At 39.7% G+C, this 23,341-nt stretch carries 19 protein-coding genes and 1 pseudogene; 11 read left to right on the top strand and 9 right to left on the bottom strand.

The window, feature by feature from the left end; translation table 11 throughout:
- Nucleotides 1–279: 279 nt before the first annotated feature.
- A pseudogene (locus CPRO_RS16305) lies at nt 280–1,284 on the bottom strand (ABC transporter ATP-binding protein); the annotation flags it as partial.
- Between the two features lie 17 nt (nt 1,285–1,301).
- Nucleotides 1,302–1,835: a helix-turn-helix domain-containing protein gene (locus CPRO_RS14355; RefSeq protein ID WP_066053349.1), complete on the bottom strand. Its 534-nt coding sequence runs from the start codon at nt 1,833–1,835 to the stop codon at nt 1,302–1,304.
- Between the two features lie 609 nt (nt 1,836–2,444).
- On the opposite strand from CPRO_RS14355, the gene CPRO_RS14350 reads away from it, so the two are divergent.
- The 4 genes from CPRO_RS14350 to CPRO_RS14335 all read left to right on the top strand — a co-directional run bounded on the left by CPRO_RS14350 (nt 2,445) and on the right by CPRO_RS14335 (nt 7,638).
- A complete protein-coding gene (locus CPRO_RS14350) occupies nt 2,445–3,629 on the top strand; it encodes an aminotransferase-like domain-containing protein (RefSeq protein WP_066053346.1) in 1,185 nt (394 codons plus the stop codon).
- A 536-nt stretch (nt 3,630–4,165) separates the two neighbouring features.
- Nucleotides 4,166–5,350 (top strand): aminotransferase-like domain-containing protein, encoded by a 1,185-nt coding sequence (locus CPRO_RS14345; RefSeq protein WP_066053343.1) that lies wholly within the window; start codon nt 4,166–4,168, stop codon nt 5,348–5,350.
- A gap of 436 nt (nt 5,351–5,786) precedes the next feature.
- The gene (gene spoIIP, locus CPRO_RS14340) at nt 5,787–6,860 is read left to right on the top strand and encodes a stage II sporulation protein P (protein ID WP_066053339.1); all 1,074 of its coding nucleotides are present in this window, start codon (nt 5,787–5,789) and stop codon (nt 6,858–6,860) included.
- A gap of 127 nt (nt 6,861–6,987) precedes the next feature.
- Nucleotides 6,988–7,638: an HAD-IA family hydrolase gene (locus tag CPRO_RS14335; RefSeq protein ID WP_066053336.1), complete on the top strand. Its 651-nt coding sequence runs from the start codon at nt 6,988–6,990 to the stop codon at nt 7,636–7,638.
- A gap of 347 nt (nt 7,639–7,985) precedes the next feature.
- Here CPRO_RS14335 and CPRO_RS14325 read toward each other — a convergent pair whose 3' ends face one another.
- Nucleotides 7,986–8,255 carry a hypothetical protein gene (locus tag CPRO_RS14325; RefSeq protein ID WP_066053332.1) on the bottom strand — a complete coding sequence of 90 codons (270 nt, stop codon included), beginning with the start codon at nt 8,253–8,255 and terminating at the stop codon, nt 7,986–7,988.
- 99 nt (nt 8,256–8,354) lie between these two features.
- Here CPRO_RS14325 and CPRO_RS14320 point away from each other — a divergent pair, with 99 nt between their 5' ends.
- A complete protein-coding gene (locus CPRO_RS14320; RefSeq protein ID WP_066053330.1) occupies nt 8,355–8,516 on the top strand; it encodes a DUF6364 family protein in 162 nt (53 codons plus the stop codon).
- A 116-nt stretch (nt 8,517–8,632) separates the two neighbouring features.
- Here CPRO_RS14320 and argH read toward each other — a convergent pair whose 3' ends face one another.
- Together argH and CPRO_RS14310 are read right to left on the bottom strand one after the other, a co-directional pair.
- Nucleotides 8,633–10,018, bottom strand: coding sequence for an argininosuccinate lyase (gene argH, locus CPRO_RS14315; RefSeq protein WP_066053327.1), 1,386 nt, complete (start codon nt 10,016–10,018; stop codon nt 8,633–8,635).
- Nucleotides 10,019–10,138: 120 nt separating this feature from the next.
- Nucleotides 10,139–11,356 (bottom strand): argininosuccinate synthase, encoded by a 1,218-nt coding sequence (locus CPRO_RS14310; RefSeq protein ID WP_066053324.1) that lies wholly within the window; start codon nt 11,354–11,356, stop codon nt 10,139–10,141.
- A 496-nt stretch (nt 11,357–11,852) separates the two neighbouring features.
- Between CPRO_RS14310 and CPRO_RS14305 the strand changes: the two genes are divergently transcribed.
- On the top strand, nt 11,853–12,731 hold the full coding sequence (locus CPRO_RS14305; RefSeq protein ID WP_066053321.1) for a fumarylacetoacetate hydrolase family protein: 879 nt from the start codon (nt 11,853–11,855) through the stop codon (nt 12,729–12,731).
- Nucleotides 12,732–12,771: 40 nt separating this feature from the next.
- Nucleotides 12,772–14,631, top strand: a complete 1,860-nt coding sequence (wecB, locus tag CPRO_RS16300) for a non-hydrolyzing UDP-N-acetylglucosamine 2-epimerase (RefSeq protein ID WP_082754383.1) — start codon at nt 12,772–12,774, stop codon at nt 14,629–14,631.
- Between the two features lie 390 nt (nt 14,632–15,021).
- Here wecB and CPRO_RS15455 read toward each other — a convergent pair whose 3' ends face one another.
- The 4 genes from CPRO_RS15455 to serC all read right to left on the bottom strand — a co-directional run bounded on the left by CPRO_RS15455 (nt 15,022) and on the right by serC (nt 18,906).
- Entirely contained in the window at nt 15,022–15,198 is a 177-nt protein-coding gene (locus tag CPRO_RS15455) for a hypothetical protein (RefSeq protein WP_157881692.1), read from the bottom strand.
- A gap of 179 nt (nt 15,199–15,377) precedes the next feature.
- Entirely contained in the window at nt 15,378–16,628 is a 1,251-nt protein-coding gene (locus CPRO_RS14295) for a DUF1015 domain-containing protein (protein ID WP_066053318.1), read from the bottom strand.
- A 12-nt stretch (nt 16,629–16,640) separates the two neighbouring features.
- Nucleotides 16,641–17,810 carry a 3-phosphoglycerate dehydrogenase family protein gene (locus CPRO_RS14290; RefSeq protein ID WP_066053315.1) on the bottom strand — a complete coding sequence of 390 codons (1,170 nt, stop codon included), beginning with the start codon at nt 17,808–17,810 and terminating at the stop codon, nt 16,641–16,643.
- Between the two features lie 10 nt (nt 17,811–17,820).
- The gene (serC, locus tag CPRO_RS14285) at nt 17,821–18,906 is read right to left on the bottom strand and encodes a 3-phosphoserine/phosphohydroxythreonine transaminase (protein WP_066053312.1); all 1,086 of its coding nucleotides are present in this window, start codon (nt 18,904–18,906) and stop codon (nt 17,821–17,823) included.
- A 537-nt stretch (nt 18,907–19,443) separates the two neighbouring features.
- Here serC and cwlD point away from each other — a divergent pair.
- The 4 genes from cwlD to CPRO_RS14265 all read left to right on the top strand — a co-directional run bounded on the left by cwlD (nt 19,444) and on the right by CPRO_RS14265 (nt 23,321).
- The gene (cwlD, locus tag CPRO_RS14280) at nt 19,444–20,142 is read left to right on the top strand and encodes an N-acetylmuramoyl-L-alanine amidase CwlD (RefSeq protein WP_066054113.1); all 699 of its coding nucleotides are present in this window, start codon (nt 19,444–19,446) and stop codon (nt 20,140–20,142) included.
- 80 nt (nt 20,143–20,222) lie between these two features.
- The gene (locus CPRO_RS14275) at nt 20,223–21,494 is read left to right on the top strand and encodes a DEAD/DEAH box helicase (RefSeq protein WP_066053309.1); all 1,272 of its coding nucleotides are present in this window, start codon (nt 20,223–20,225) and stop codon (nt 21,492–21,494) included.
- 176 nt (nt 21,495–21,670) lie between these two features.
- Nucleotides 21,671–21,991: a DUF1292 domain-containing protein gene (locus tag CPRO_RS14270; RefSeq protein WP_066053306.1), complete on the top strand. Its 321-nt coding sequence runs from the start codon at nt 21,671–21,673 to the stop codon at nt 21,989–21,991.
- Nucleotides 21,992–22,127: 136 nt separating this feature from the next.
- The gene (locus CPRO_RS14265) at nt 22,128–23,321 is read left to right on the top strand and encodes a glycerophosphodiester phosphodiesterase family protein (protein ID WP_066053303.1); all 1,194 of its coding nucleotides are present in this window, start codon (nt 22,128–22,130) and stop codon (nt 23,319–23,321) included.
- Nucleotides 23,322–23,341: the final 20 nt, after the last annotated feature.

Below are 23,341 nucleotides of genomic sequence, written 5' to 3'. Positions count from 1 at the left end.
GAAATTTACTGCAAAGATTTCTTCTTGATATTCTTTGTTTGCGATACGGTTTTCATCTTTCACAATCATATTTACCGTAACAGAGGTGCCTGCGGCGGTGGAGAAGGTTACTGGATAGCTGCCGTTTTCTTTTTTTATAGAATAACTGATTTCCTTAATGGAGATGTATTCATCCGTTTCAGGATTCCACGCCTGGGCATCTGCACGGGCAACAATGGTACCCTCGTCTAAGGTTTCCACGTCTTCCATATCCAAATAAAAATCGTTGGCAGAAATTTTCTCGTTGGCACTTTCGTTATAAACAGGACGGTCATCGGAAACCATCATTTTTACGGTAATAGAAGTACCTACTTTTGTTTCTACAATGGTTTCGTAATGTACCCCTTTAAATAACACAGATTTTACAATGCCCTTTAGCTTGCCATCTGCCCTAGGGACAATATCCAAATCTTCTGGGCGGATGACAACATCTACTTTTTCACCTGATGCAAAGCCAAAATCCACGCATTTGAATTTTTTATCCTCAAACATAACAAGGTAGTCCTCTAGCATAACCCCATCTATGATATTGCTTTCGCCAATAAAGTTGGCAACGTATTGATTGACAGGCTCATTATAGATATCTGTGGGGGAACCGATTTGCTGAATTTCTCCATCCTTCATGACCACAATCTTATCGGACATGGTAAGGGCCTCTTCTTGATCATGGGTAACATAGATGAAGGTGATGCCTACTTCTTGCTGAATTTTCTTCAATTCTTGCTGCATTTCTTTACGGAGCTTTAAATCCAGCGCACCCAAAGGCTCATCCAAAAGAAGTACGTTTGGTTCATTTACCAAGGCACGGGCTATAGCAACACGCTGCTGCTGACCACCGCTCATTTCGGTAACGTTTCGGTCTGCATATTCCTCAAGGTTTACCAGCTTGAGCATACGCTTCACCTTTTGCTCTATAATATCTTTGGGCTCTTTTTTAATTTTCAGGCCAAAGGCAATGTTGTTATAAACATTCATGTGAGGAAACAAGGCGTACTTTTGAAATACTGTGTTGATTTCCCTTTTATATGGAGGTACTTTTGTAATTTCTTCCCCATCAAAAAGCACTTCTCCCTCATTTTGCGTTAAAAATCCACCCAAAATACGCAGAAGGGTTGTTTTGCCACAACCGCTGGGGCCAAGGAGTGTAACGAATTCGTTCTCATAGATATCCAAATTGATACCCTTTAAAACCAATTTACCGTCAAAATCTTTGACAATATTTTTAAACTGTATAAGCTTTTTCATGTCTGCCTCCTAACATATCAGAATAACGGCGGCGTGGAAATCCACAGAACTTTTGCCGTCGTTTTTTTGTCGTTTCTTAACAAGTGGCTTGTTTTACCTAAAAGGTAGAAGGTTTCTCCTTTGTGTACAATAAAGCTTTCATCACCACACTCAAGGGTAATGCTGCCCTCAAGAACATAACCGAATTCTTCACCACTGTGAGGATCCATTTGAAAGGATTCTCCCCCTTGGGGTAATTCTAAGAGAATGGGTTCCATTTCGTTTTTTTGCGTATTGGGTACAATCCAGTGGATGGTATAATGCCCTCTTTCATCTACGAAAAAATCCTTTTTATGAAAAACCAATTTTTCTTTTTTTTCCTCTTTAAAAAATTCGGCTAAAGTGGTGCCTAAGGCTTCAACAATATCATTTAAAGTTGCAATGGAAGGAGACGTCAAATTTCTTTCCATCTGCGACAGGAAACCTTTTGTCAACTCGCTGCGGCTTGCCAACTCTTCTAAAGTCAGACCTTTTTGCACACGAAGCTGTTTGATTTTATGTCCGATATCCATGCTGAACAACTCCTATCATATTTAGCACTACTAAACTTTTCTATTATTTTTACTAAACCTCAATTATTATACAGCATATTGTTGGGATTGCAATAAAAATAAAACAAAAAATTCGATATATAAAACTTTTTGACAAAATGTAATAAATTTTGCAAGTTTTTATGATTTTTTTTAGTTTCTTCGCTGATAGCAAGAGAATATGGGTGTTTGCAATTTGCCTATAATTCTAACGGTTTACTATTACAAAACTTAAAGGGGCACTACTATAAACAAGACGAAGAAAACACAAAAAAATGGGGTAATTGAGCATAAGCTTGAGTGCTATTAGAAAAAAATGATGAAATTTTTCTTGTTTTCATGCCCTGTCATTGTTGTTTTGCCCAAGGAGGATAAAGCCTATAATCTGTAGGGTTTATTTTGTCATAAAATTCCCATGAGTTTTGGTCATGAAAGTGCCTGAATATCACTAGTATCAATGTTTTTAATGCTGTACAATTTTTTTTGAATTACATTGACACTAAGGCGTTTTTATGGCTTAATAGTTACATGTCTTTATTTCAATACATAAGATGTTCGTTTAAAAAAACAAATGAAAGGGGAATGAAGTTTATGGTACGTTTTGCAAAAAGATTAGACCTTTTGGATAGTTCGGATATTGGAGATCTTTTAAGACTCATTGCCAGACCCGATATTATTTCTTTTGCAGGCGGGTTGCCCGCACCGGAGTTGTTTCCAGTAGAAGCGTTGAAGCAGGCTGGTCTTGCGGTCATGGAGGAAATGGGTACAATTGCTTGTCAATATTCCTCTACCGAAGGCTTGCCCCAGCTAAGAGAGAAAATTGTGGAAAGAATGGCAGTAAAAAATAATATTCATGCCACGCCTGAACAGGTTTTAATTACCAGTGGTTCTCAGCAGGGACTTGATTTTGCCGCAAGAGTTTTTATTGATAAGGGCGACGTGATTTTGGTGGAAAGCCCTTCTTACTTAGGTGCAATCAATGCTTTTAAGGCTTGTGAACCTACGTTTATTGAAGTGCCCACGGATGATGGCGGTATGGTGATGGAGGAATTGGAGAAGGTTCTTGCTACCACAGAAAATGTGAAGATGATTTATGTGATTCCTGATTTCCAGAATCCCACAGGACGTACTTGGTCTTTGGAGAGAAGAACAAAATTCATGGAGATTGTAAATAAATATGAAGTTCCTGTCATCGAGGATAATCCTTATGGGGAGCTGCGCTTTGAAAACGATACTATGCCGGCATTAAAGTCTTTGGATACAAAGGGGGTTGTGGTTTATCTGGGTACATTATCTAAAATTATGGTTCCCGGATTCCGTTTGGGCTGGGTTTGTGCTAAAGACGAGATCCTTTCAAAATTTAATACCATGAAGCAGGGCGCCGACTTGCAGACTTCTACTTTGACACAGCTTCAGGCTAACAAATATATGGACATGAATAATTTGGATGAGCATGTAAATAAGATTCGTGAAGTATACAAGCACAGACGGGACGTGATGATGAAGGCCATGAAGGAATACTTCCCCAAAGAGGCCAAGTTTACATATCCTGATGGTGGTTTGTTTACATGGGTTGAGCTTCCTGATTATATTGATACAAAAGAAATGGCTTTGCAGTGTTTGGAGAAGAAAGTTGCTTATGTTCCCGGGGGAAGCTTTTTCCCCAATGGTGGTAAGAATAACTGTTTCCGCATGAATTACTCCTGTATGTCGGATGAGAAAATTATAGAAGGCGTTAAAGCCTTGGCAGAAGTAATTCAGGCAAACCTGAAATAAAATATTTCCTAAATATATTTCATGATACAAATGAACCCCCGCAAAGGCATCCAAAGGTGGATGTGCTACGGGGGTTTTTATGAATTTTTTGGAGCATGATTTGTAAAGATTCTTGGTTGGGATACTAATTTTTATGGATAAAGCAGATTAAAATGGGGAATGGTATATTTTGGAATGAAATAGATTTAATTGGAGTAAAAGTGCAAGAAATGTTTGTACAAAAATACGTACAAAAAGTAACTTTATGCACCATACGTTTTTTGGTTGAAATGTTTTTGAATAGAAACAATTAAGGTTTCGAATGGATTGTATTGTTTTAAATTGTTTTATTTTTTATACAAAAAAGATTAAGTGTAAGAAATTGTTTTAAGTCATTTTTAAGGAAGACTTTTCATGAAATTGCATTGACTTTGTTAATTATTTGTGTTTTAATTAGTTTGAAAAGCATATTTTTAATTAAATTGTCTATGTACAAGAATAAATACTTAACTTGTAGGACATCAAATTATTTTCAGATCTTAAGGAGGAAAAGACCAATGGTACGTTTTGCAGACAGAATGAATCTTTTAACAGGCTCCGAAATTAGAGAGTTGCTTAAGCTCACTGCTCAGCCTGATATTATTTCTTTTGCAGGTGGTTTGCCTGCACCCGAATTATTTCCTGTTGAGGGAATGAAGGAAGCATCCATGAAGACTTTAGATGAAATGGGACGGGCTGCTTTGCAGTATTCTACCACTGAGGGCTTTGTACCTTTGAGAGAAAAAATTGTAGCTAGAATGAAAGCAAAAAACAATATCGACACAGATGTTGATCATGTTTTGGTTACCAGCGGTTCTCAGCAGGGCTTGGACTTTTCCGCTCGTGTTTTCTTAAATAAAGATGACGTTGTATTATTGGAAAGCCCTTCTTACTTAGGTGCGGTAAATGCGTTTAAGGCTTGCGAACCTAAATTTATTGAAGTTCCTACCGACAACAACGGTATGATTATGGAAGAATTGGAAAAAATTCTTGCAAAGACAGAAAATGTAAAGATGATTTATGTAATTCCTGATTTCCAGAATCCATCCGGCAGAACATGGACACTGGAAAGACGTCATAAATTTATGGAAATCATCACAAAATATGAAATTCCTGTAATTGAGGATAACCCTTACGGCGAATTGCGTTTTGAAAACGAAAACATGCCTTCCTTAAAGTCTTTGGATACAAAGGGCCTTGTTATTTTCTTAGGAACATTCTCTAAGATTTTAGCTCCCGGATACAGACTTGGCTGGGTTTGCGCAGAAGCAGAAATTTTAGCAAAATATAACTTTATGAAGCAGGCTGCTGACCTTCAGGCGTCCACTGTTGCCCAAATGGAAACGAATACTTTCTTGGATATGTATGATTTGGACGAACACGTGAACAAAATCAAAGAAGTGTACGGCAAAAGACGTGATTGTATGTTAAAGGCAATGGATGCACACTTCCCTAAGGAATGCACATGGACACATCCCGATGGTGGTTTATTTACATGGGTTGTATTGCCTGAATACATCAACGCAAAGGAAATGGCAACACAGTGCTTGGAAAAGAAGGTTGCATATGTTCCCGGCGGTAGCTTCTTCCCCAATGGAGGACACGAAAATACATTCCGTATGAACTACTCTTGTATGCCTGAAGAAAAAATTGAAGAAGGCATCAAGCGTATTGGAGAAGTTATCAAAGCGAACTTGAGATAATCTTGTTCCTTTGAACATACAAACCATAACTCCATATGCGTAAAGCCCTCGCAGCTACCTCTGCGGGGGTTTTATGTTTTTATAAGAATTTTAAAAGAGTTTTTGTTAAAATAACAAAGGCTTTTTTTGGTTTTTCCGGAATAAGCAATTTCATTTTTGCATATACAAGGGAAAGGCTCGGCTTCTGTGGTGTCAAATTGGAACAATTGGGAATTCTGGGGGAGGATTTACACACCTTATAGTTAATCTGGAGAATTTCAAGGGATTGTCTTCCCATTTATAAGGAATAAGGCTGGAAGAGGGGGGGGATAAAACTAGTCAAATTTTGGGATTAACTTGGCATGACCCCCGGTAAAAAAGTGAAGTGCTTCACTACATATTTAGTTCTATGCCCCTTTTTATGGGCATAAACTTTGTATGAAGGGAGGCGGTGCCGGTGGAACAAAAAGGTGCCGGAAGACAACTGGGTCTAAGCCTTTTTGGACTTTTCGTCTTTCTGCTGTTTTTGCCGTTTTTTTTGCAGATGGGCGGCGGACGATGGCTTTTGGCGGAAGTACTACCGGGACAAGTATCCCATGGGGAACTGTCTTCGCAAGGCCTTACGACTGGGCAGAAAGTTGCTGAGGATGGCCATGATGATGTTGCCGTCTGGGGTGTGAAAGATGTGGAATTTCAGCAGAAGGACGAAATCTCCAGCAATCAAAAGAGCCTACATATAACGGCAGATGTCCTGAATAAAATGAAGGACTTTTCTTATTTAAAAAGCACTTTTTACACTGTGGATAGCAGAACGGCTCTGCTGGAGGGAGATATCAATGTAGATGAAGCCCTTTCCATGGATTTTTCTATAAAACCAACGATGAAGGAACCTAAAATTTTGATATTTCATACCCATACTCATGAGGATTTTGCCGACAGTGATATGTCCAAGGGGCTTCAAGAGGGGATATGTGGTGTTGGGGAGGAATTAAAGCGTATTTTAGAAGAAGACTATGGAATCAGTGTACTCCATGATATGACTGTATATGACTCTGTAAACGGCTCCTTGAAAAGAGAGGGCGCATATGAGCGCAGTGGGCCGGCGGTGGAGGAAATATTAAAAAAATATCCGTCTATTGAGGTTTGTATTGATCTGCATAGAGATGGTATTGCTGAGAACTTAAGGCTGGTTACAAATATTGATGGAAAATCTACAGCACAAGTAATGTTTGTAAACGGCATTTGCCGATTAAATAAGGATGGGCATGCAGAGCCTGTTTCGTGGCTGGAGAATAAATATATAAAGCAAAATTTAGCCTTTAGCTTGCAGATGAAAACCTTGGCTGGGCAAGAATATCCTGATTTTATCCGAAGGATTTATCTGAACCCATACCGCTTTATATTGCACTATATGCCCCGTTCTGCCTTGGTTGAGGTAGGGGCACAGACCAACACAAAACAAGAAGCAATAAATGCCATGAAGCCATTGGCAAAAATTTTAGCAGATGTACTATTGAAGGATACTCCCTAAAGAAAAACTTTAGGGGGTTTTTTATTTGCGGTAAATGGGTATTTGCGGTAAAATATACAAAACTTTATGGAAAAAAGAGGTATGCAGTAGCATAATCAGATTAACTACGAAAAGAAGGAGAAGAAGAATGGAAAAATTACAGCAAAACATTATCATATTTGACTTGGATGGTACATTAACGGATTCTGCCGAAGGGGTTATCCGTTCTGCACAGCATATGCAGGAGAAAATGGGCATCTCTAAATGGGCGGATGAGGATTTGAAGTTTATCGTTGGACCTCCATTAATCAAAACCTTTACCGAAGATTTTCAAATGAATCAGGAGGATGCCCAGAGGGCATTGGGATTTTTTAGAGAACGCTATGCGACGGTGGGTTTATTTGAAAACAAGGTGTATGATGGCATTCCTGAAATGTTGGAGGAATTAAAGAAAAAGGGGAAATGTTTGGTTGTTGCTACATCCAAAAAAGAAGAAACTGCGGTGCGGATTTTGAAGCACTTTGAAATAGACGGCTATTTTGACATCATTGGCGGTGACAACCGAGAAATCGGGCGTGACACAAAGGCTAAGGTGATTGAGTATGTTCTGGAAAGCCTTGGAGCCAAAAAAGAAGATGCAATTATGGTAGGAGATCGTAAGTTTGATGTGGAGGGTGCCCATTTGGTAGGGATACCTTGCATTGCGGTGGAGTTTGGCTATGGTGATAGAGCTGAATTTGAAGCCTATGGAGCGGACTACATAGCGGAGACTCCAAAGGCAGTGGAGGAATTGTTTTAGAGGTGTTTTAAAATAATGGTTTTTAGAACAGTCGTAGATTCTCCAATTCTACGACTGTTTTAATAGATAGATGCCTGTAATTATGTTAAAGATCGGTTGGTAATCAAGTAAAGAACCAAATTGAAGGAAAAGTTTTAATCGCAGGTGGTTATTCTGCAATGTTAACAATACTTAATCCTTTCTCTTTTGCATATTGTATAATTTGAATTGTTTCGCTCTTTTCAGATTGTAATGCACAAATGCAATAAGAAGATTGTTCAATTATGTAGCGATTCTGTTTACTTATGAATGGATGGCTAGTATTTTCTGTAATATAGATGATATTGTCTGCCTCATTTAACAAGTCTTTATAAAATTCCCTTTCCTTCATATTCCATAATCTGTCCTGATTTATACATGGAAGTACAGATTAGTCGAATTTTCTTACCTAATCCCTTTTTCGCAATAATAAAAGAAGCAGCAATTTGATCAAATCCTAAGGCGCCTCCGCAAATGAAGGTACTGACTCCGTTAGAAATACAATGTTCAATCTCTCGGTCAAGGTTTAACAGAATTCTTTGAATGCTTTTTACTGGCAAATGCCTATTACAAATAAAACAACAAGTATGATTTGGCATGATTTATCACCTCCTATATAAACACACTTTATACTACTTTATATCATAAGTCAATAAAAAGGGGGATATAATGCTATTATTCAAATAGAGGTGATATAAATGAAGCCACTGAAAGAGAAGGTTAGCATGACTTTGGATAGTGACATTATTGAAAGGATAAAGGAATTGGCTGAAAAAGACGACCGTTCTTTCTCTCAATATGTAAATCTTGTGCTTAGAAGGCATTTGGAAAAAATTGAGGAGTCCACGAAATCTCAATAAATGATTTGTAGTATATGAATGAGATTCTTGAAATGATTTCATACCTATAAAAAAACGCCCGACCTATGGTCGAGCGTTTTTTAATCTTAATTCTTTTAGTCAAATGACAGTATATTTTATTTTTCAGCCAAAGAGTTGAGGTAAGCCTTATTTGTCTCAATTGCCTTGGTGGTAACTGCTTTCGCAGGTCCTCCCACAACATTTCTTGCCTCCACACACTGCTTTACGGAAATTGCGGCATATACGCTTTCATCAAATACAGGTGAAATTGCCTGATATTTGTTCAAGCTTAAGTCGTCCAAATTAGTATTATTCTGGATGCAATATAAAACCAACTTTCCAATAATTTCGTGGGCATCACGGAAGGGCACCCCCTGTTTTACCAGCCAATCCGCCGCATCAGTAGCATTGGTAAAGCCGCCTTTTGCTGCCTCCAGCATATTTTGCTCCCGTACGGTAACAGTAGCAAGCATATTTGTAAATACAGGTACACACATTTTTATGGTATCAATGGCACCGAATAACGCTTCTTTATCCTCCTGCATATCCTTATTATATGCCAAGGGCAAGCCTTTCATGGTAGTCAAAAGACCCATCAAATGTCCATAAACTCTTCCGGTTTTTCCACGGATTAATTCTGCCATATCAGGATTCTTTTTCTGGGGCATAATGCTTGAGCCTGTGGAGTATGCATCATCCAACTCAATAAAACGGAATTCATGACTGCTCCAAAGAATAATTTCCTCACAGAAGCGGCTTAAATGCATCATCAAAATAGACAAATCAGAAACCAACTCAATACAAAAATCACGGTCAGAAACGCCATCCATGCTATTTTGAGTGATTGCGCTAAACCCCAGCTGAGTGGCTACAAATTCTCGATCCAAGGGGTAGGTGGTGGTCGCCAAAGCGCCACTGCCCAAAGGCAGTACATCGGTACGCTTAAAGCAATCTGTTAAGCGGTCATAATCACGCTTGAACATTTCGATATAAGCCAATAGATGATGTGCCAAGGTCACAGGCTGTGCTCTTTGTAAATGAGTGTAGCCGGGCATGATGGTTTCCGTATGTTTTTCGGCTAATGAATTTAAAACCTCCATTAACTCCTTCACCAAGGCTTGGATTGTTATAATTTCTTTCTTTGTATACATACGGGTATCCAAAGCCACCTGATCGTTACGGCTTCTTCCAGTATGCAGACGCTTGCCTACATCACCAATACGACTGATTAGGATAGATTCCACGTTCATGTGGATATCCTCCGCCTTCTCATCAAAGGAAACCTCACCTTGTTCAATATCAGTAAGGATTTCTTGCAAGGTTTTGATAATCAAATTTGCATCACCTTGGGGAATAATACCCTGTTTGCCCAGCATTGCCGCATGAGCCATACTGCCTGTAATATCCTCTTGATACATACGGCTGTCAAAGGAAATGGAGGAATGGAAATGGTCGGTGAAGCTATCAGTGGATTTTGTGAAGCGGCCGCCCCAAAGTTTCATAAATACGCATCCTTTCTTATTCATCCATAGAAACCAAAGAGCCTTGTCCCAAACCCAGTGAGCTTTTTGTGTTTCAAAGCATTTGGGTATGGGGCAAAGCCCCAAAAAGGTTTTTGATTTTTATTTATTCTGGTTGTTTTGCAGCATCATGGCACGAACCTTCATGGACAAACCAAACAGGTTGATAAAGCCATCAGCATCCTTATGATTATACAGCTCACCTGTTGTGAAGCTAGCGATGGATTCATTATACAAGCTGTAAGGAGAGGTTGCCCCTGCAGAAATGATATTGCCTTTGTAGAGCTTCATTTTAACGGAACCTGTAACGGTTTCATTGGTATGGTCAAAATAAGCGCAAAGTGCTTCTCTGAGTGGTGTGAACCATTCGCCGCTGTAAACCAATTCTGTCAGCTTATTGCTGGCAACTTCGTTGAAAGACAATGTTTTCTTATCTAAGCAAAGGTATTCCAATTCACGATGTGCATAGTAAAGAATTGCACCGCCGGGGGTTTCATATACACCACGGGATTTCATGCCAACCACACGATTTTCGCAAATATCAATGATGCCAATGCCATTTTTTCCGCCAATTTCGTTGAGCTTTGTCAACAAAGCAATAGGGGATAATTTTTCACCGTTTACAGCAACAGGAATACCTGCTTCAAAATCAACAGTTACATACTCAGGTACATCAGGAGCATTTTCGGGAGAAACGCCCATCTGAAGCAAATGCTCGTAATTAGGCTCGTTTGCAGGGTCTTCCAATTCCAAGCCTTCGTGGCTTAAGTGCCAGATATTACGGTCACGGCTATAGGAATCATCCTTTTTCACTGGGAAAGGAATGCCTCTTGCTTCTAAGTAAGCCATTTCATCCTCACGGCTTTCCATACCCCATGTATCCAGACGCCAAGGAGCAATGATTTTTAATTCAGGAGCCAAAGCCTTAATTGTTAACTCAAAACGAACCTGGTCATTTCCTTTGCCTGTTGCACCGTGGCAAATTGCCGTTGCACCTTCTTTTTTTGCGATTTCAACCAATTTTTTTGCAATAATGGGTCTAGCCATGGAAGTACCTAACAGGTATTTTCCTTCATAGACCGCATTTGCCTTAATACAAGGGTAAATGGCATCTGTAATGAATTCTTCTGTCAAATCTTCTATGTAAAGCTTGCTTGCACCAGTGCGCAGGGCTTTTTCTTCTAAGCCATCTGTTTCCTTACCCTGACCTACGTCACCGCAAACAGCAATAACTTCTGCATCATAGTTTTCTTTTAACCAAGGGATGATAACGGAAGTATCAAGACCGCCGGAATACGCCAATACAATTTTTTCTTTCATAATATTTTTATCCTCCTTAAATGAAAAACTGAATTCGATATGAATAATATAAATGAATTATACATAATGAGGGGGTGAAATGCAATAGAAATCAACAAAAATAAAAAGAAATGAATATTTTTGTATATTAATATTAAAATACTTATTGACCAAAGGGAACTTTTGTCCACTTTTAACGTTGATTTGACATGGCATTGGTGGTTTGTGGGAATAGAAACGAAAGTTTAACATTGTAAATTTCAATCTTAGAATAAAAAAGGAGATAAGACATTGAGGATTTCAAAAGAAAGCTGAAAAGAAGTTTAAAGCATAAAACATTTTTCAATAAATAGAATCGGTATATTTATGCATAAAATCAGTGCGGAAAATGGCGAAAATGGTTGTATACATGATGAAATCTCAGGATTGCTCTTTGCTTCGTACATTTTTTATGATATGATATATTCTAGAAAAATATTGATTACAAAAGAAGACCGAATAAAGGAGGGTGTTGGATATGAAAGTTTTAACATTTAAACGTGGCGGCAGAGTTGAGGTCGGTGTTCTGAAAAATGACGGTTTGGAAGTTGTGCCTGTGAATTACTTGGGCTGTACTGCACATAATATGAATGAATTTTTAGATTTGATGACACCGGAAAAAGAGAAAAAATTAGATAAAAACAAGGAACTGATGCGTGGTATCCCCTTGCGTGAGGTAAAGTTGATTTCCCCCATTCCCGTGCCAAAACAGGATTTAATTTGTTTGGGGATCAATTACTATGCCCATGCAGAAGAGGCAGCCAAATTTCATGGCGAAGCCTTTGGTGGAGAAAGACCGGTTCCTATTTTCTTTTCCAAGCGTGTAAACCTTGCGGTTGCTGATGAAGAAATGATTGACGGACATTGGGATATTGTGGATGGGTTGGATTATGAGGTTGAACTTGGTGTGATTATCGGCAAGGATACAAAAAATGTTTCCGTGGCTGATGCCTTCCAGCATGTTTTTGGCTATACCATAATCAATGATTTTAGTGCGAGAAATTTACAAACTGCCCATAAGCAGTGGTATTTTGGCAAGAGTCTGGATGATTTTACAGCCATCGGCCCTTGGATTGTTACGAAAAATGAGTTTGCAAACCCACCTGCTTTGGGGATTCGTTGCTATGTAAATGATGAATTAAGACAGGATGGCGACACATCCCTCATGATTACAGGAATTGCAGAGGTAATCAGCATGCTTTCTCAGGGTATGACACTAAAAGCGGGGACGATTATCGCCATGGGTACACCGGCAGGCGTAGGTATGGGCTTTGATCCTCCTAAGTTCCTGCAAAAAGGTGATGTGGTGAGATGTGAGATTGATGGAATCGGTAAAATCACCAATTTTATTAAGTAAATTTGGTGTAAATCAGATATAAAGGAGCGCGGCTCATAGAATGAATAAGTTGAAAGTAATGAGTGTTTTCGGCACAAGGCCTGAGGCAATTAAAATGGCACCCCTTGTGAAGGAATTGGAAAAAAACGATGAAATCGAAAGCATTGTTTGTGTAACAGCACAGCACAGAGAAATGCTGGATCAAGTTCTGGAGATTTTCGATTTGCATCCCGCTTATGATTTGGATATCATGCAGACACGACAGACCTTGGCCGGTATTACTACCCGGGCCTTATCCGGTCTGGAAGAGGTTATCGCCAAGGAAAAACCGGATATTGTTTTAGTACATGGGGACACTTCAACCACCTTTGCCGGAGCATTGGCTGCATATTATAATCAAACAAAGGTTGGGCATGTGGAAGCAGGATTGCGCACCTATGATAAATATCAACCTTTTCCCGAGGAAATGAACCGTCGACTGACAGGGGCTTTGACAGATTTGCACTTTGCGCCTACACCTTTGGCTAAGGAGCATCTCTTGAAAGAAAATATCAACGAAGATAGTATTTTTATTACAGGAAATACAGTAATTGATGCTTTGGGTCATACCATAGAAGAGGAGTATAGCTTTTCTGTGGAGGAATTGAACCACATTGATTTTCAAAATAAACGTGTATTGGCCATGACTGCCCACAGAAGAGAAAATCTTGGGGAGCCATTGGAGAATATTTGCCGCAGTGTAAAACGGTTGGTTGAGGAGTATCCCGATGTGGAGATTGTTTATGCGGTGCATAAAAACCCCGCAGTAATGGAACCTGTGAATAGAATCCTTGGGAAAACGGAAAGAATACATTTGACGGAGCCTTTGGATTTAAAAGATATGCATAACCTAATGTGTCGTTCTTACTTGGTATTGACCGATAGCGGTGGTTTGCAGGAGGAGGTTCCTTCAATGGGTAAGCCAGTTTTGGTGCTTCGCAATGTAACCGAGCGCCCAGAGGGCGTAGAAGCCGGCACGCTACAGCTTGTTGGTACTGATGAGGATACCATTTATTCTGCTGCGAAGGAGCTTTTGGATAACAAGGCCGCATATGAGAAGATGGCTCAAGCCAAAAATCCTTTTGGGGATGGGCAAGCCTCCAGACGTATTGTGGAGAGTATTTTATTCGCCTTTGGCAGAACAGGGAAAAGACCCAATGAATATAATATTTGCATCAATCCCAAGGATGAGGAGGAACAGGCGATGAAGGAAGAACGTATGGCAATTTTGGGCATGCTGGAGAAGGGCATTATAAATGCGGACGAGGCAGAACGTTTGTTGATTATTCTTCAAAGCAGCAATGGTTTTGATAAGGATGGCATTGGCAAATCTGTAGAAGATGTTTTTGGCAAGGCGGGAGATGCCTTAAATTCTGTAGCCAAGGCAGTTGGCGAAAAAGCAGAAAAAATTCAGCCTGCTATGAAAGATATGGCTAATAAGGTTTCTGAAAAAGCGGAAGATATTGAACCAGCTGTTAGAAGTGCAGCATTTCGTATGGCAGAAATGATGGATGGTTTTATGTCGGACGTAAAAAGTTACCGCGATAAAATGAAAGAAAAAAAGGAAAGAGATCAAGCTGAGGATTGGGATGAAGAAGACGAAATGGAATCTGCTGCGCCCACAGAAGAGGAAGAGGCATATGCAAAAAATGTGGAATCTGTTCTGAACTCATTGCAAATGCAGCTCAGCCAAATTGATGATGCGGAAAGCTTCTTGAAATCAACCTTTGGGGATGCAGATATGTCGGCTTGGGAGGATGACGAAGAAGAAGCAGAGGCTTCTAAGAAGGAAGATCCAAAGGCGAATAGTCAAGAGACAGATGCGCCTTTGGAAGAGAATGCAGAGGAAAATAAGGAAACAAAGTCCGAGAGCGATAAATAATATAGATATTCTTCTAATACTAAGATAATGTTAAAAAGGAGTATGATTTTTTGAAATGTGATTTTAAAAATTAAATTATACTACACTAATTTTATTGGAACAGAAAGCACTCATTTTTCTGCCTTAGGACGGGAAATGTGTGCTTTTTTGCGGTTTGTTATATAAAGACAGTAATATGTAAAAACTCAAATGGAGAAAATGAGTTAATCTTTTAGTTCCATTTCAGGTTGAACTCAGCGGAAATTTAAAAAAATAGAATCCTTAATAGCATAAAGCCCGTATTGCATCAATTTGCAAAGCAAATCCTTTTGATAGCAATCGGGCTTTTTCTTAAAGCATTTTTTAACGCTGCAACTGGTTGAAGGCAGTTAAAGTCTATTGGCAATTCAATTATCTTTCAACCAAATCATCCATCATATCGTCAATAACTTCTTCAGCTTTGACTGCCATTTTTCTGCCTTTTTTCATAACCTTGCGGTAAGCTTTTTGATCTTGAACCATGTAAGCAATACCTGCCATTGTTGCCATGCCGCCAATGAAAAGACCTGTTGTAAATTTATTCATCATATTTATCCCTCCTTTTGACTTAGTATGTGAAGAACGGAATTTTTTATTATAAAAGCATTATAAATAGTGAGTAGAAATGATTGGAAATAAACTTTGAATGATTTGAAAATTTTTAAAAAATGCTCCATTGCTAAGATTATATCCCGCAACGGAGCACTTATTTTATTGACAGAGAATATTTATTCCCCTAAGTCATGAAGGAAAAGGCCGCTTCTTAATTTTGGTTCAAACCACGTTGACTTTGGTGGCATAATCAAATCTGCATCTGCTACATTCATCAATTCCTCCATGGAGGTAGGGTAAAGGGAAAAGGCAACCTTCATTTCGCCACTGTCTACACGTTTCTCAAGCTCAGATAAACCGCGGATTCCACCTACAAAATCAATGCGTTTATCTGTACGAGGGTCTCCAATAGCAAGGAGGGGTTCCAAAACCTCTTTTTGTAAAATAGAAACATCTAAGCTTAAAACGGGGTCATTGGAAATCAGATTGCTGTTGGAAATCAGAGAGAACCATTTGCCCTCCAGATACATTCCGAATTGATGGGGCTTTTGGGGATGTAGCTGTCCTTCACTTTGATAAGGTGTTACTTGAAATTTTTCGGTTAAAAGGGCTAAAAACTCTTCAGCAGAATGACCGTTTAAATCTTTTGCAACTCGGTTATAATCCATGATTTTCAGTTCATCCGCGGGGAAGAGTACGGAAAGGTAATAATTAAATTCCTCTTCGCCGGTATACAATTCTTTCTCTTCTCTTCTTTTTAACCCAACCTTTACTGCTGATGCATTTCTGTGGTGACCGTCGGCAATGTAGAAATGCTCAAGTTTACGGAATGAGTCCACTAAAATACCTATTTCCGTGTCACTATCAATCACCCAAACGGTATGACCAATGCCATCTTCGGACACAAAGTCATATACAGGTGGATTTGCAGCTTTCCAACCGTCCATAATGGTCTTTGCTAATTCGTTGCTTTTATATGCCAGAAAAATAGGGCCTGTATTGGCATTTAAAGTATCCACGTGGCGAATTCTATCAGCCTCTTTATCCGCACGGGTTAGTTCATGTTTTTTGATGGTACCATTCAGGTACTCATCAATGGAGGTGCAGGCAACCAAACCTGTTTGGCTTCTGCCATTCATAGTCAACTGATAGATATATAAATTAGGGAGCAAATCTTGCGTAAAAACGCCCTGTGCAATCATGCTCTCCAGATTTTCTTTTGCCTTTGCATAAACGGCATCACTATAAAGATCGATTCCTTGAGGCAAATCTACTTCTGCTTTATCGATATGCAAAAAAGAATAAGGCTTGTCTTTCACCATTTCTCTTGCTTCTTCGCTATTCATTACGTCATAGGGCAGAGCGGCAACAGCCTGGGCATAATCTGCCTCGGGACGTATTCCCATAAAGGGTCTGATGGTAGCCATAATGTTTCCTCCTTATTTTAATAAGCGTACTTTGATTACGCTGTTGATGGCATATAAATCTCTAATCAATTCATCTTCATTTTCTGGAAGGCTGTCACAGACGATAATGTTATATGCCAACTCTCCTTTAGAGTTATTTACCAATTTATCGATATTAATACTGTATTTTGTGAAAACAGCACCTAGCTGACCAATCATATTTACAATATTTCTATGGGAAACAGCAATACGAGGTTTTCCATTATAAGGAACGGTACAATTGGGGAAATTAACGGAATTTTTCACATTTCCGTAGTACAAATAATCCCGGAGTTCCTCGGCAACCATGATAGCGCAATTTTCCTCGGATTCCGGTGTGGAAGCACCCAGGTGAGGGGTGACAATGATATTTTCATTCCCTAGGAGTTCTTTCTCAGGGAAATCAGTGATATAACGGGAAATGATACCTTGATCCAAAGCCTCTTTCAGGGCATCATTATCCACTAACCCGCCCCTTGCAAAGTTTAACAAACGTGCGCCTCTTTTGGTTTTGGAGAACAATGTCTCGTTATAGGTGTGCTTTGTTTTATCGTTCAAAGGAATATGTAGGGTAATATAGTCGCTTTTTGCCACAACATCCTCAATGGAGTCTGCTTTTTCCACAGAGGGGGACAGATGCCAAGCGGATTCCAAAGACAGGTATGGATCATAGCCAACCACATCCATGCCCAAGTCAAGAGCGGCGTTTGCCACCAACACGCCGATGGCACCTAAGCCGATAACTCCAAGGGTTTTGCCCAAAATTTCAGGGCCTGTGAAGTTTTTCTTGCCTGCTTCGATGTCTTTTTCCAAAGCGTCACTTTCGCAAATGGTCTGTACCCATGCCGAGCCATCAACGATTCGGCGGGAGGATATGAACAAGCCTGTTAAAACCAGTTCCTTTACTGCATTGGCATTGCCACCGGGTGCATTGAAAACGGGGATTCCCCTTCTTGAACACTGATCCACTGGAACATTATTTGTTCCCGCACCTGCACGGGCAACTGCCAATAAATTGTCGTTTAAGGGCATGCTATGCATATCAAAGCTGCGCAAAATAATTCCATCGGGATTTTCTGCGGTGTTATCTATATGAAAGTGCTTCTCCGACAGCTTTCCCAAGCCTGTGGGAGCAATATTGTTTAATGTACGTATTGTAAACATAATACTCTCCTTATTTGTTTTCCAATTCAAATTTTTTCATAAATGCAACCAATTTTTCCACGCCTTCCACAGGCATTGCGTTGTATATACTTGCCCGCATACCACCAACAGTACGGTGACCCTTAAGGTTCACGAAACCAAGGGCATCAGCTTCCTTAATGAATTTTGCGTTCAATTCATCTGTCGGCAGAATGAAGGGTGCATTCATCAAAGAGCGATCCTTTGGCACTACGGTGCCTTTGAACAAGGAAGATGCATCCAAAAAGTCATAAAGCAGGGAAGCCTTATGCTCGTTTATTTTTTGAATGGCAGCTACGCCCCCTTGGCGTTTTACCCAGTCAAAAACAAGCCCCATAAAATAAATACCATATGTGGGAGGGGTATTGTACAAGGAATCATTTTCTGCATGAATATCATAGCGAAGCATGGTAGGTGTAAAATCCATAGCATTGCCCAACAGATCTTCACGGATGATGACAACAGTAACCCCTGCAGGGCCTAAATTCTTTTGTGCACCTGCATAAAGCAAGCCGAATTTTGTGACATCAATTTCCTCGGACAATATGGAGGAAGACATATCGCCTACCAATGTTACATTTCCTGTATCGGGCAGTTCTGTCCAACGGGTGCCGTAAACGGTATTATTCAAAGTTATGTAAAAATAATCTGCATCCGGGTCGAATTTGGAAGAATCTAATTGGGGAATGCGGTCAAATGTGGTTTCGGCAGAGGATGCCACAACATTTACCTTTCCGTATTTTTTTGCCTCTTCCGCAGCTTTTTTCGCCCATTGTCCAGTAATGACGTAATCTGCTTTATTATTTTTATTCATCAGGTTTAGGGGAACCATAGCAAACTGCGTGGAACCGCCGCCCTGAAGAAACAAAATTTTATAGTTATCGGGAATATGCATCAATTCCTTTAAATCAGCCTTAGCTTTTGCCAAAATAGATTCAAACATTTTAGATCGATGGCTCATCTCCATAACTGACATACCAGAGGAAGGATAACAAACAAGCTCACGTTGTGCTTGTTCTAATACTTCTACGGGTAGCATGGATGGTCCTGCTGAGAAATTGAATACTCTTTTTTCCATAAATAAGCCTCCTAAAATGATTTGTTATGGGACATTTGCCGTCTTGTCTCTATGGTGCGGTCAAATGTGCAAATTTAGTCTTAGAAGAATTATAACACCTTAACGGGAACCGTCAACATAAAAGAGGGAATTTCTTTAGCTACAAAGCTTTTTTGGAGGAACGGGCAAAAAGCAAGATGGGTTTTGTGAAATCTTTGGCAAAATGCACAGAGAAATGTGAAAAAACTTGTATGAAAATGGTTGGAAAACATAATATAATACAATAGCACCTTTTAGTGAAAAATGCAATATACTTCTTTTAATACAACAAAAAACCCTAAAATTCAAGGGTTTCCATGTTTTTATAGATAAAAAGTATAACGTATTGTTTTTCTAGGACTTACAAGAATGCTTTGTTCAAAAATTCTGATGCGTTACAGTTGTTCTAAAGCGAACAAGCAATTGTTGTATACGGAGATAAATTTGTTGTTTTCGGAAAGATTGGAAGAAAGTTTTTCGGTGTTTCCTCATAAGGATATTAAGAAAGGGGGCGGACAAATGAAAGGGAAAATTTCCGTCAAAGAAGGTATTAAAATTGGCTGTTTATGTGCTCTGATTGGCATATGCGTTTGTGTAGCTGCTGTGGGAAGTAAGAAAAAGGTGGCAGTAATGCTTCCTGTTGATCAAAAAATAATTATTCTGGATGCAGGGCACGGCGGTTGGGACCCGGGTAAGACTGGTTCCTTGGGAAAGGATGAAAAAAATATCAATTTGGCGGTTATGGAAAAATTACAGCAATATTTGGAGCAAGGGGGCGCTACGGTTTATATTACCCGTGCCACTGATGAGGCACTGGGCAGTAAAAAAAAGGCTGATATGGCGGAACGGAAAAAAATTGCCAATGAAAGCAATGGAGATATCTTGGTTAGTATTCATCAAAATGCTTTTCCGTCTACCGGAGCAAAGGGTGCCCAAGTTTTTTATCACAAATCCAGTGAAGACGGAAAAAATTTGGCAGAATTGATTCAGGAGCGGCTAAAAACAAATGTAGATAATGAAAACAAACGATTAGCAAAGCAAAACAGCGATTATTACATATTACGCACCACAGAGATTCCCGCAGTCATTGTGGAGTGTGGTTTTATTTCCAACCCTGCGGAGGAGCAGCTTTTGAATGATGAGGCTTATCAAACAAAGCTGGCTTGGGCAATTTATTTGGGTATCATTGACTATTTTTCACAAACGGAAAGCGTTTGATGATTTTGTTTACAGGCTGATAAAAACAGGCTATAATTGGTATAATAAACTGAAAGGTTTAAATAAGGAAGGAATAGAACATGGAAAATGGATTTGAAAAATTGGGCTTGTCCTCTGTTTTGACGAAAGCATTGGCGAAACAAGGGATAGAAACGCCCACAGAGATACAGAAACATATGATACCCTATATTCTATCGGGCAAAGATGTGATTGGCCGTTCCGAAACCGGTTCGGGAAAAACGTTAGCCTATCTTTTGCCTATTTTTCAGCGCTTGGATTTGGGGGTAAAGGGTGCACAGGCAATTATCTTGACCCCTACCCATGAGCTGGCGGCGCAGGTGTTTCATCAGGCAGAGCTTTTGGAGGAAAACAGTGGACTGGACATTGGTTGTATGCTCATCATTGGTTCTGCTGGGCCACAGCGTCAATTGGAAAGACTAAAGGAGAAGCCACGCATTCTCATTGGTTCCACAGGAAGAATTTTGGACTTTATCAAGCGTAAAAAAGTCCCCGCTCATTTGGTAAAAACAATTGTTTTGGATGAGGGCGACCGTCTGTTGGAGGATGGAAACTTTGAGGATGTGGCAAGCGTTGTAAAATCCACGCTGAAAGAGAGGCAGATTGTTTTGCTTTCCGCATCCGTTGATGAGGAAACGAGGGAGCGGAGTAAAAAACTAATGAAGGAGGGTGGGCTGTTTATTGAGGCAAAGACGGGCAGTCTGGTTCCTCAGGGCATCTCCCATTATTATATTTTGGCCACTCAAAGGGATAAATTTTTACAGCTTAGAAAAATTTTAGCAGGAGAAAAACCACAAAGAGCTATTGTGTTTTTAAATAATCCTGAAAACATTGAAGTTACGGTGGATAAGCTTTGTTTTCATGGTATTAAAGCGGCAGGAATTTACGGCAAAGCGGCAAAGCTTGACAGAAAAAACGCTTTGGAGGATTTTCGCAATGGCAGGGCAAATGTATTGGTGGCTTCGGATATTGGAGCGAGAGGCTTAGATATTGAAGGGGTAACCCACATTATCAATATGGACGTGCCCGAGGAACCAAGTCATTATCTTCATAGAGCAGGGCGTTGCGGCAGAAAAGGTACAGAAGGGACTACCATTACTTTGGTTACACCCTACGAAAGACGGTGGGTGCATAAGTATGAGAAGGTGTGGGGGCTTCGGTTTGTGCAGAAGGAAATGGCCTTTGGCAAATTGGTTGACAGTACTATGACCAAAAAAGATTTAGACAAACCACAAAAAACAAAAAAACCAAAGATGAGGAATTTGGCGAAAGAGCTGTTGTTTGGGCGGACAAGCCGAAAAAAGAGACTAAAGTTACGCATAAGGAAACAGTGAAAGGGAAGGATAAAAAAGAGCCTGAAAAAGAGGAATTAGGTTTTTTTGCAAAAAAAGCAAAAAAACAGGCAGAAAAAGCTAAAAATAAATTACAAAACCAAAAAAAATAATTGTTCTAACGCCTAGAATAGGGTATGATAGATAGGAAAAAAGATTTATTTGAGGAGGTACTGAATATGAGTGACAAATGCGGATGCGGATGTGGATGCGATCACGAACATGACCACGAACACGAAGAAATGGGATTGGAAACAATGTTTTTAACATTGGATGATGATACTGAATTGGAATGCGGCATTCTGGGTGTATTTGAGGTTGAAGGTGTGGAGGACAAGCAGTTTATTGCCTTAATGCCTTTGGAAGATGAAACCGTATTACTGTACGAATACAAAGAAGTTGGTGAAGAGATCGAGTTGGAGGTCATCGAAGAAGATGAATTGTTCGACAAGGTTTCTGCCGCATTTAATGACTTATTTGAGGACGAAGACGAAGAATAAAATGAGATAAAATTCCTCAGAAGGGGTGTCGGCTTAGCCGGCACCCTAGACTTTATCTGAAATTTAGCACGAAGGGAGATATTTTGATATTTTTTATAAAAAAATACTCCCATCGTCTTTACTAGGAGGTAATAAAATGTTTGCAAAAAGAATGGTGTTGGCAACGCTGGGAGCAATATTGAGTTCTGCTTTTTCCTTGACGGCATTTGCAGGATGGCAGGATGGAAACCCTTTGGTTGCCCACGCGTTGGGTGAATCCCGAGGTAAAATTGAAACAAATGCAAAGGAAGCCTTTTTGGAGTCGTGGGGAAGTGGATTTCGTGCCATGGAAGTAGACTTTACCTATACTTCTGACGGAGTTTTGGTTGCCCGCCATGATTTTGAAGCTGATGGCTCTTATTACCGCTTGGAACAGGAGGCGAAGGCACCCTTAGTGATGGATCGAAATACGTTTCAAAGCAGTAAAATTTGCTTTGACCAGACACCGCTGACCGCTGTGGATGTATTAAGCTTAATGGTGGAATATCCAGATGTTTATTTAATTACAGACACAAAGGATACAGATAAGGCCACTGTGGAAAAGCAATTTAAGGATTTGAAGCAAATTGCGGAGGCTATGGAACAGCCTCAAATTTTGAATCGGATTATTCCCCAGATTTATAACGAAGAAATGTATGATTGGGTGAAGGAGATTTATCCTTTCCAAGAATGGATTTATACACTCTATTTAAATTATTATCCCGATTATCCCAAAATTGCAGAATTTTGCGAAGCAAAGGGTATTGGCACAGTAACCATTGAGAATGCCCGTGTCACAAAGGACGTGATTGATACCCTTCATGCAAAGGGAATCAAAGTTTATGCCCATACCATTAACCGTTATAAGCAGTTTCAAGATTTATTGGCTTTGGAGGTAGACGGAATTTATACCGACCGCATCAAACCTTATGAATTAAAGTGGATTGGCCTTTCCGATAGCCGAAAGGTGGAGAATAAAATTGTCACCTTGGGAAATGGGGAAGTTACTTTAGATACCCTTAAAATTTTCAACGAGGACTATGTACCTTTACGTCAACTTGCAACCCTTGGGAAGAAATTTGATGTACAGTTGGATAGGCAAAATGGTAATCTGAATCTAACCTCAGGAAGGTCATTTTCATCTTTGGGAAATGAACTTCTGATGAATTACAGTGGAAATTTAATTATGGAAAAAACAAAGTTCCGTTTATTCTATAATAATAATGAAACAAAAATCTATCCTATTTTGGTGGATGGTGAGGTGTATGTGCCTTTGACCGCAATGACTCAACTTTTGGGCTTGGGTACATAAAGAAGGATACCCTTGACAAG

The organism is Anaerotignum propionicum DSM 1682, assembly GCF_001561955.1.
Taxonomy (GTDB): domain Bacteria; phylum Bacillota; class Clostridia; order Lachnospirales; family Anaerotignaceae; genus Chakrabartyella; species Chakrabartyella propionicum.
Note: the sequence above shows the minus strand (reverse complement) of the source record. Positions and strands in the feature narration are given on the sequence as shown.